Annotated in this window: 7 protein-coding genes; all 7 read left to right on the top strand. The window is 35.3% G+C overall.

Going from position 1 to position 9,788, the window contains the following annotated elements; all coding sequences use genetic code 11:
- The first annotated feature begins 291 nt into the window (after positions 1–291).
- The 7 genes from CK503_RS15675 (at position 292) to CK503_RS15645 (ending at position 9,418) form a co-directional block, all read left to right on the top strand.
- On the top strand, positions 292–1,737 hold the full coding sequence (locus CK503_RS15675; protein WP_095607784.1) for a pyridoxal phosphate-dependent decarboxylase family protein: 1,446 nt from the start codon (positions 292–294) through the stop codon (positions 1,735–1,737).
- Positions 1,738–1,901: 164 nt separating this feature from the next.
- Positions 1,902–2,669 carry a hypothetical protein gene (locus CK503_RS15670; protein ID WP_095607783.1) on the top strand — a complete coding sequence of 256 codons (768 nt, stop codon included), beginning with the start codon at positions 1,902–1,904 and terminating at the stop codon, positions 2,667–2,669.
- A 165-nt stretch (positions 2,670–2,834) separates the two neighbouring features.
- Entirely contained in the window at positions 2,835–4,280 is a 1,446-nt protein-coding gene (locus CK503_RS15665) for a caspase family protein (RefSeq protein ID WP_095607782.1), read from the top strand.
- 162 nt (positions 4,281–4,442) lie between these two features.
- Entirely contained in the window at positions 4,443–6,191 is a 1,749-nt protein-coding gene (locus tag CK503_RS15660) for an erythromycin esterase family protein (protein WP_095607781.1), read from the top strand.
- Positions 6,192–6,353: 162 nt separating this feature from the next.
- Positions 6,354–7,331, top strand: a complete 978-nt coding sequence (locus tag CK503_RS15655; protein WP_095607780.1) for a hypothetical protein — start codon at positions 6,354–6,356, stop codon at positions 7,329–7,331.
- A gap of 158 nt (positions 7,332–7,489) precedes the next feature.
- Entirely contained in the window at positions 7,490–8,338 is an 849-nt protein-coding gene (locus CK503_RS15650) for a hypothetical protein (protein WP_095607779.1), read from the top strand.
- 159 nt (positions 8,339–8,497) lie between these two features.
- Positions 8,498–9,418, top strand: coding sequence for a hypothetical protein (locus CK503_RS15645; RefSeq protein WP_095607778.1), 921 nt, complete (start codon positions 8,498–8,500; stop codon positions 9,416–9,418).
- Positions 9,419–9,788: the final 370 nt, after the last annotated feature.

The following is a 9,788-nucleotide window of genomic DNA, read 5'->3' as shown; positions in this document are numbered from 1 at the left end:
TAGATCTATTCAATTGCCGAAGAAACTCGTTGAAGATTTACAGAAACATGTCCTAATAAATCCAGACTGGACTCTAACCGATCGAGGTATTAGAGTTTTGAGAAGATTAGCTGAGGAATAAACTGCTAACCCGCGCATTAACTCGGACGTGCCTCGCTATCACTTGCCAAGTTTTGGTATTTTAGCTCTCCGTTCATTATTTAACTAATCAACGCTACTTTGCACGCCGGTTATGCGCAATGTCGTTAGGTGTATTCTCTTCACTAATTGTAAATCAAAACATATTATTGAATGAATCAACAAGAATTACCTGCTAATGCTTTTATAAATCCATCAGGCTCCAACAAGGAGTCAATCGAAAATTTCGTATCTAAAGCATTACACCGAATCATTTCTGTCATTTCATCCTCAGAAATTCGTTCTTCTCTACCAAAAGAAATAAATATTCCAACACAAACTATTCCTGAGGAATCAATTGGAGATGAGAAATTAATTGATCAGTTGGAGACTTTGCTTTTAAGTTCTATAAATCCTTCACATCCTGGCTGGATTCCGCACATGGATCCACCGCCTACCACAGCTTCATTAATTGGTGATTTTGCTACGGCATCTGTCAATAATAATATGCTTAGTGTAGAAATGTCGCCCGCATTTTCCAGATTGGAGCAGCAAGTCGTCGATAAGATATGCCAGATGTTTAGTCTCGGACCTAATGCCTCAGGAGTATTATGTAGTGGTGGTAGTCTTGCAAACTTGCAAGCATTGGCAGTTGCAAGAAATGAGAAACTCAATACAAAAGAAGAGGGAGTTCAGAAATTGCCGAAAAAGCCTGTTCTATTTGCCTCTGAAGTAGCACATACGTCCATCCAAAAAGCAGCGATGATTTTAGGTTTAGGCCAAGATTCCGTCCGAGCCGTTTCGGTCGATTCGGAGTCTAAGATGATTATTGATGAACTCGAGACAGGAATAAAACAGGCAAGAAATGAAGGTAAGACGCCTTTTTGTGTGGTTGCTACCGCAGGCACAACAACCACAGGAAATATTGACCCGCTCGAGGAGATTGGAAAAATATCACAACGAGAAAACCTGTGGTACCACGTTGATGCCGCTTATGGAGGAGCATTAGTCTTTTCAAATTCACACAAAGATAAACTTGCAGGAATATCAGGTGCCGATTCAATTATCTTAAATCCCCAAAAATGGCTTTATGTAGCTAAAACATGTGCAATGGTTCTATTCAAAGACCAAAATCAATTGGTCGAAAATTTTAGGATTGGTGCTCCATATATGGAAGAAGATGAAGATCTAATTAATTTAGGTGAAATCAGCTTACAAGGAACACGGCACGCTGATATTCTAAAATTGTGGGCTTCATTTCAACACATCGGCAGAAAAGGTTTTCAGCAATTAATTGATGAAAGTTACCATCTGACTAATTTTCTTCATAATAAACTCAAAGCAATCAACTGTATCCAGTTGGCCAGTACTCCAGAAATGAATATCATCTGTTTTCGTGGCCAGCCGAAATGGATTTGTTCTTCAAGGTGGGATGAGTGGAACAAAGATTTACAAAAGTATTTACTCGATAAGCACGAAATTTTCTTTTCATTACCAACCTACAACGATGGTAAGTGGTTACGAACGGTTATTCTTAATCCATTTGTAAACAAGGAAACCATAAAAAATATAAATCAAGGCATTACTTCTTACATCGAGAAAACCCAAGAATACACCTAACAAGCGCGTCAACGCGGACGTGCCTCGCCGTTGGCTGCCCGGTTTTAATTCATCAAATTCTGTAGTACATTTTTAAATAGTCAACGCTGGTCTGCACGCCGGTTACGCGCGGGGCCGTTAGCCTGCAACAGGAAAATAATTAATAGCTAGTGTCAAAAGAGATAATGAGAAAGACGTGGTTTTGGAATGTAGATCCTACTTGGGAAAACTTTTCCTATTTATTAGAAGATCAACATCGTGCTAAAAAAGTTGAGAATGCATTTTTAGAAAATAAATATAAAAAATCTTGTCTCTATTTTGCGGGGGTTTCTATTGAATCCTTGTTAAATAAAATAATGAGGACAAAATTAGAAGATGAAGGTAAGTCAGAAAATAAAATTTATAATACACTTCGATATGAGGGATTCAAGGGTAAGTTAAAAAAGTGGCCTAAGAAGGTCTTTGATTCATCTTTAACTTTAACTGACAAAGAGAGTAATCTATTCGATCTTTTTGAAACATTTTATGAGATGCGTAACACTTTAACCCATCCAAAACATGAAGATCATTCGATTTATGTTGATTTAGAGATGACGGATGTCAGTGAAATTAAAGAGACCGTTTCTAAAATATTATTACAGCTTTTCATTCTTAGAGACAAAATATTTCCATATTGGTTACTTGGCTGGAACTTCATTGGATTCAATCGAGATGACAATCATCCAGTAATTTTAAACAATTCCCAGTTTTTACATGCACTTTCAAGAATGGGAATTATAAACTCCCAAACTGCTTGGTCTGCTGATCACTCTGATGAGTGGCAAATAAAAAACATGTCAAGTTATAAGAGCTTTCTTTCATTAAAGAAAAAGCTAAATAGCTATCCATTGAATGAGGAAAATTCTGAAAATTATGAAGGCCCGATTCTAACAAAAAACTGGTGGGAATATTAATTAAGAGTGTTGACAGGCTAACCAGCGCTTCAACTCGGACGCACCTCGCCTGCTCCCTGCTCGTTTTGATTTCTTGGTATCAAGTAGTAAAATGGAAATTGAATCAACCTTGGACTGTGCGCCGGTTAAGCGCAAGGTCGTTATACCGCTATTTAAATCAATCAAATGAATACATTCGCTCTTGTAATAGGAAATGATGAATACGAATTTGTAAATAAACTGACAAATGCAGTAAATGATGCTAAAGCTATCGCCGAAGTATTTGAGAAGTTACAATACGATGTGAATTTAAAAACTGACATCAAATCTGATAGAATTTCCGAGATACTGGATGAGTTTGAAGCAGAAATAACAGATTATGATGCCACAATATTTTACTTCGCTGGGCATGGCTTTGAAATTGATGGGGAAAATTATTTAGTCGCTACTGATTGCCAAATTCAACCATCAAATAGTACACATTATTATAACAGAAAATGTATTCGATTAAATGAAATTTTGGGAGTGCTCGAAAAGTATCCTAATAAAGTTAATATTGTTATCATAGATGCATGTAGGAGTAGTTTTGACAGAAGTGGAAATATTGGATTTTCACCTATTCAAGCACCCAAAGGTACATTATTGGCATTTTCCACATCTCCCAAAGAAAGTGCTAGTGATTCAGGATATGAAGGACATAGTATTTACACTGGGTCTCTACTAAAATACTTGGGACGTGAAAACCTCTTTGTTGAAGATTTGTTCAAAAAAGTACGTAAAACAGTTTACAATCTTAGCAGAGGTAAGCAAACTAGTTGGGAACATACATCTTTGATTGGAGATTTTTTCTTCAATTCAGGTCAACTCATTCACTCTCCTTCCATTCCATATCATGAAAAAGTCGTTAAAGATTCAGAATATGAACCTTCTGGTACATTTGGAGATTTGATAAAGAAAATTAGAACCTATGATTGGCACATACAAAATCCAGCAATCCACAAGATATTAAGCATACCGAGTGATAAGCTTGATAAAAACGAAAAATTTATTCTAGGTCGAAATTTATTACAAGCTAGTGGTGCAGTTTTTGCCGCACAGGAATTCATGGATAAAATTGATAACAATTTACCTAAGTATCAGGAGAATGATGAAAACCACTTGTTAAATGGTATACTTTTTGAAATCTATTTTGATTCAAAAGGTTCATTTAGATTCAATAGAACAAAAAAGCACTATCTTGAAAGAATTCTTCAATTACGAAAAAATCCAACCTATAAAAAATCCTTTGAGTTTATCAGTAATTTATTGGTAAGTACCAATTATGATTTAATCTATATCCCCTCAGAAAATGATAAAAAAATCGATATAGATATAATAGCCTCAAAAGAAACTAGAAGTGATTTTAATGGATCTGAAAAAGAGTTTCAGGTCATCGACGTAATTAAATATAACTTAAATGATATTACACAACAGATTGAAAAATATGGTGTTTATAAATGTGACAAAACAGAACTTAAGGGGATCTTAGCTGGATTTTTTACAGCTCCAATAAGCCTCATTCAGATAAATTCAAATATCCAATTGACAAATTGCGAAACTAAAGAAGAAATCTCAGACATGGATTTATTTTAAATGCGGTATAACCCGCGCATTAAGCGGACACGCCTCGCCAATTCTTTGCCCTTCTTGGTTTTAAGCCTCTTCTTTCGTTAGTTGCTAATTCAACTTTCATTCGCGTGCAGCTTATGCGCAATGTCGTTATACCTAAGTTTCTTATTTAATTAATTCTACATCATGAAGAGGTATTTACTTTCTCTATTCATCCTCACTTTTATTTTTTCTAGTTCAAGTGCCCAACAGATAAGGAATTTAGGCTTTGATAAAGCAAGCTTAGTCAATCATGAATTGCCTTTTGGCTGGTCTAACAAATGGGTTAATCATCAGATTAATCTAGATTCTTCGATTGCACATAGTGGGAAATACAGCTTACAAAGCAATCAGTCTGAAGGTAAGAGTGGAGGATTTGGAATAAGTCGGCAATCATTACCAGCTGAGCTTATTCGTGGAAAAGATGTAAGAGTCTCAATTCAAATACGGAGCGAAGCTGTAACCCAAGGCAATGCTACTGCCCGGATTGCCGTTTTTGACAAAAATAAAAACGTCCTCAATTTTATCAGTATTCCGCCGAATGGAATTACTGGAACTATCAAATGGGAAAAATTTGAAACAAAATTGGAGGTTAAGGAAGAGGCGGAATATGCTTACCTAGATATTTTCCATAATGGCAATGGGAAAGTTTGGTTTGATAATATCGAACTTTACATCGATGGCAAGAAGTATAACCCAGACTCATATAAACCATGGCAAGCAAGCAAAAAAGAAATGCGATGGTTAAAAAAGCAGATTATCCCAATTAACACAGATGAAGGACTTGGAAAATTAGCCCCTATATTTGAAGGAGCGAAAATAATCGGACTTGGTGAAAATACCCATGGAACCAGAGAGTTTTTTCAGTTTAAGCATCAGATAACAAAATGGTTTGCCAACAAACATGATACACTGGTCTTTGCTATTGAAGCCTCAATGGCCGAAGCTAAAGCAATCAATCAATATGTCCTACAAGGGAAAGGAAACCCAAAAGAGCTATTAGCTGATCTGCATTTTTGGACATGGAATACACAGGAAGTACTAAATTTAGTTGAATGGATGCGAAGTTATAATCACTCTGGAAAAGGAGAAATTACTTTTTGGGGTTTTGATATGCAATTTCCAAAAGTTTCTGTCAAGGAGGTAAGAGATTTTATAAGCAATGTAGAACCGTCATATCTTGAAGTTATTGACACAAGCTACCAAGCGTTAAAGAGACCTGAAGCAATGCGAGGAATGGACAAGCATAAATTAAACTACTTACACGATTCGGCGTCATTGGTATTAGACCACCTCAAGAAAAGCCAATCAAAATATAGTAAGAATGCTGATTCAGCAGATATAGCATTGGCTATACAAAATGCCATTATTATTAAGCAGTCTGTTTCACGCTTTTTAAATCATGGTGATTCACGTGATAAAAGCATGGCTGAAAACCTGCAATGGATAAAAAAGTCTAACCCAAATGCCTCAAAATTTATCGTCTGGGCACACAATAATCACATCGGTAGAGCCCCAAATCAAATGGGACATTATTTAAATAAGAAATTTGGAGATAACTACCGGCCCATTGCCTTTGGCTTTGGAGAAGGAACATATTCAGCAGTTTTAGGGCCTAAAGAACCGGTAAAATCATTCCAGGCTGCTGCCCCAATTCCTGGGTCAGCAGAATTTGTGTTTCAACAGCTAAATGAACCTAATTTTTCCATCGACTTATGTAAAGCCAAAAGAGATTCAAGCGGCAGTTGGTTAGCTACTCCTAAACCATTTAGAAGTATTGGTTCTGTTGCAGAAGATTTACCCTATAAAAAGATTCCGCTAGCCACTTATTTCGATGCTCTTATTTATTTTAGTCATTCAACCGCTTCACATATATTTGGTCGGCCAGAAAATTAAAAACTTAGGTATAACCCGCGCATTAAGTGGGACGTGCCTCGCCGTTGGCTGCCGATTTCGATTTTGTCAGATTCCGTAGTACATTTTAAAGCAAATTCAGCGGCATTTTGCACGCCCCTTATGCGCAACGTCGTTATACTACTTTTACTCGAATAAACTATTATGCCCAGAAAATCATTTTTGAGTTATCTTGAGTTAGCATATAGTCCTGTTTCAACATTTGATTTTTCAATCCTAAAAGAAGAGAGTTTTTTTCATAAAATATTAGAGACGAGTAATCTATATGCAATCTGTCAAAGGCCTACTCCTTTCTTTGATAAAATTGAGTTTGATAATATTAATGCAGCCCTCAATTTCGAAATTAAACAGGAAAATAATGACAACACATTAGAATGCAATCTTCCGCTATTTCAAAAGAATATAACAACGGATAGAAGTAAAGAAGTTGTTGGTGCATTCGGTCGTAATGATGGTTCACTAAATAGTAAAAAACAACCTATAAGAAAGGTTGACGGATTTCACCTATACCAAAATGAAAAACATTTAATCTGGTTTACACCAGAAAAGTTTTTGCAAAACAGTTGGACTGGTAGCATTGATGCAAAAGTTAACGGCGACTTGAGGTCTTTCACAAAATATGATGTTCTTTACGTTGGGAAGGCAATTAAACAACACATCATCAAAAGACTAAAATCTCACTCCACCTTATTAGAAATCTTAATGAAAGAGTCACCTTTAACAAATACAAATGCTACTAACCACGAAATAGTGCTCTTGTTCTTTGGATTTTTTGATAACTTGGTTAGTACCTCATTTGCCCCAGATGAAGATATTCAAGAAATGGTGGAAGCCATGCAAGGTAAAAACTATCCTCATAAGGTTCACGTGGATAATGATGTAGAAAAAGCACTAGTAAATGCACTAAACCCAAGTTACAATACAATTAAGTTTAAAAAATATCCGGAGAGTGCTGATGGACTGTATAAATATCAATTTGATACTATTAGTTATTCATTAAGCGACCCTATATCATTGGTTTATGAAAATGGTGAAATTGAGGGGGCATCATATCATGTAAATGGAGATCACATTTGTGTTAAAGATGATAACTCTGTAGAAGTCTTTAAACTAAAAAAGTAGTATAACCCGCGCATTAACTCGGACAGGCCTCGCCCTCTCTTGCCCGCTTCCCATTTTTTAGTTACTCTTTCACTTGTAAATAAATCAACACTCCGGCGCCTGCCGGTTATGCGCAATGTTGTTATACCCACTAAATTACACTATCAATCAATTATCCGATGGACGAAAATTCTGATATTATTTCTATTTTGAGAGAATCATTAAACAAACATCAAGAGAGGTATGAGAAACCTAAAAAAGAGGTCCTCGAATCTGATGAATATCAAAATACACTTTCCGAATTTTATAAAACCATTTCTGATTTCAATGATGCATTGCGACTTTGTAGCCTAATGGCTTCAAGAGGTCAAGAGTTTAGATCTAATAGCCTTTTCTTCCAGAATTTTGATCATTTTGTTGAATCTTCAGTAGCCTTAATGGTCTTGGGAAAGGATGGGATGAGAAATCCTGCTAGAAGGGAACTTCGCTACCTTTTAGAACTTTCTCTGAATTCTCTTTTTGTAGATCAAGAAATCAAAACAGGTGATCTGAATACTAAAATGATCTATCTAGATAAAAAGGTTGACACCTCATCTATTAACCAAATCAAGGATGTTGGGTTATTCCTGATTAAGGATGAGGAACTAAAAAAAAGTTTTATCAAGGACTTTAAAAAAATATATGGAACTGCCTGCACATATGTCCATACTTCAATACCTCAAATTCAGGAAAGATTAGAACTTAAAGAAAGAGGCATTGATTTAGGTTTTGATACTGAGAATGAACTTCAGGAATTAAAGGACGAGATTTTTAATGTCCTTTCAATAGTAATCGTATTTCTATTTCATGCACTTGGTCCCTCTTTAACTGGTGATGTAATAGTTGATGGATTAGATAAAAATGATGATTGGGTATATCATAAAAGCAAATATTATGCTGCTATTGATGAACACTTTGATTATAAACATGAACGTCAAAAAGACCTGAAAGAGATTAAAGAAAGGAGAAATGAAAGGTTAAAAAGGTAGTGGGTATAACCCGCGCATTAAGCGGACACGCCTCGCCAATTCTTTGGCCCTCTTGGTTTTAAGTCTCTTCTTTCGTTAGTTGCTAATTCAACATCAATTCGCGTGCAGCTTATGCGCAATGTCGTTAGGTAACTATTCAATAAAATCCCTCTACAGAAAATGGATTTAGATTGGAATTGGTTTTACAGTGCATTAGCTCAGTCTGCAGCTGCTATAGTTGGTGTTTTTGGCGCTTTTCTTATTTCTTATTTGATGAGGTTACAGCAAGAATTTTCAAATCTTACCAAACAGTTAAGAAATAGTTTAAATAACAGGGATAAACTTCATCAAGAAATAAACCAACTAAATTTTGAGTGGTTTAATGAAAATTATGAAACAACCTATCTGAACAAAATTGCTAACCTTGTATATGATGAAGAACTAGAAAAAAGTCCCGAAGAACTTTATGAGCCTAATGAATTTTCACCCTTTCAGAGTAAAACTAAATCAATTGAGAAAATTAAAAGAAGAATAAATACGGCAGAACAACAGCTTCAAATATATTTAAACAAAAAAGAGAAGCAGCAAGATTCTACATTCGGTAAACTTGTCCCAGTCCAACATCCTAGTAGTAAGCTTACCAGTACTCTTGATAAAAATAAAGATTACTACCAAATGATGAATGATTTTAAGGAAAAAGCATTTAACAAATTTACTTCTTTAAAATTCACTCTAAGAGAAATAAATCAACTTATTGATGATGCGGAAAAATTTGAAGGGATGCGCAAAATATTAATAGTTAGTGCAGTTTTATCACTATTAATTTTCTTTAGTTGTGTTATTTATCCACTAAGCTTTTTACCTGTATTTGGGAATGAAACAATTACTTTTGAAGAACTAACATTGAGTGCTTTTTGGAATACCTTAATGTCTTTAAAGGGACTATTTCTTTCGATTCTATCTATCATTATAACTTTTGGTATTGGATTAGTAATAAGAAATGTCAAAAATTTTAGTATTCACAATAGCTTTGAAACCAATTTGCAGGAATCAGCAAGCATGGAAAAACAACCTATTTGGTATCAAAATTATCATCAATAGCAGATAAAAATAGTTACCTAACCAGCGCATTAAGCGGACAGGCCTCGCCGATTCTTGCCCGCCTGCCATTTATTAGTTAATCTTTCATTTGTAAACAATTTCAATCCGTTGGCGCCTGCAGCTTATGCGCAATGTCGTTAGGTAAAATTTGATTTAGTAACTCAAGAGGAAAATTTTTTAATTATTTTACTATCTCCATGAAGACATTTTTTCAAAGGAATTTCTCCTATATCATGGAGAATAAAAAGAAAGTCCTACCCCAAGTATTTATCTTTTACTTCATACTTGCGTTTGGGTATCTAACGATTTTTTTACCAGTGAATATCTGGACTACTGTGAATTTTTTCACTGTCGGCCCACTTTTCATATG

This window comes from Fodinibius salipaludis (assembly GCF_002287075.1).
GTDB classification, from domain to species: domain Bacteria; phylum Bacteroidota; class Rhodothermia; order Balneolales; family Balneolaceae; genus Fodinibius; species Fodinibius salipaludis.
Note: the sequence above shows the minus strand (reverse complement) of the source record. Positions and strands in the feature narration are given on the sequence as shown.